The organism is Vibrio sp. 10N.222.52.C3, assembly GCF_041474195.1.
Classification (GTDB): Bacteria; Pseudomonadota; Gammaproteobacteria; order Enterobacterales; family Vibrionaceae; genus Vibrio; species Vibrio crassostreae_C.
In genome coordinates, this window is sequence record NZ_JBFRTQ010000221.1 from 1 (window position 1) to 550 (window position 550).

1 protein-coding gene is annotated in these 550 nt (G+C 37.3%); it reads left to right on the top strand.

Annotated elements, in window-relative coordinates; translation table 11 throughout:
* Positions 1-38: 38 nt before the first annotated feature.
* Positions 39-550, top strand: a 512-nt coding sequence (locus tag AB4517_RS22415; protein WP_372150056.1) for a molecular chaperone TorD family protein, incomplete at its 3' end; no start/stop codon positions are given.

Sequence of the window (550 nt, forward strand, 5' to 3'; positions counted from 1 at the left end):
ATATAATTATCTTTAAACCTATAACGGTATAAATAATAATGATTATCGATACGCATAAATTGTTGGGTTCGCTATTTTATCAAGCGACAAGTAAAGAACAGTTAATCACCATTGTCGAAGCTTTGGTTGAGAGCGAAGTACTCTCTGAAGAATGCTTGCAGGCATTAAGAAGCGAAGACGAAGATGCGCTCGCAGCAGAGTTCAGCCGCCTGTTTGAAGGCGTTGGAGACATGCCAGCTCCGCCTTGGGGTTCTGTGTACCTAGATAAAGACCGCGTTGTGTTTGGTGCTTCTACGGTTGAGTATCGCCAGTTTTTAGAATTGAATCAGATTGAATTAGACACTGGGTTAAGAGAGCCGGAAGATCAATTTGGTTTAATGTTATTCGCTCATGCGTATTTGTTAGAAAATAATAATATTAATTCAGCTGGTGAATTACTTGAGGGTCACTTATTAACTTGGTCTTCTGTTTATTTAGAAAAACTAAATAAAGCATCAGAGTTATCTTTTTATAAAAAGCTATCGGTTGATGTAATAGATTGGTTTAAGTA